Raw genomic sequence first — 255 nt, forward strand, 5'->3', positions numbered from 1 at the left:
GCTATAAATCCCCGGCCACCCGGCCGGTCGAAGCCGGCTGGTATTGGGATAGCAAGGGCCTGGTGTGGGATACCCGCGCCGTACTGCAGCCGACGCGTGATATTCACGTTACTTACGAACTGAAGCTATGGTCGGGCGATTCCAGTCGCGATGCGCTGACGGGCGCGGTGGTTCTGGGCCCACGTGGCACCGGCCAGCACCTGCCGGGCAAAAAATTCCCCACGGAGGTGGCGGTGTTCAACCCCGGCCTGGACA

At 63.9% G+C, this 255-nt stretch carries 1 protein-coding gene; it reads left to right on the forward strand.

Features of this window, described 5'->3' with window-relative positions; genetic code table 11:
- Window positions 1-255, forward strand: a 255-nt coding sequence (locus tag PZA18_RS25900) for a hypothetical protein (RefSeq protein WP_284103533.1), incomplete at both ends; no start/stop codon positions are given.

Origin of the sequence: Parachitinimonas caeni, assembly GCF_030129945.1 — a bacterium.
Classification (GTDB): domain Bacteria; phylum Pseudomonadota; class Gammaproteobacteria; order Burkholderiales; family Chitinimonadaceae; genus Parachitinimonas; species Parachitinimonas caeni.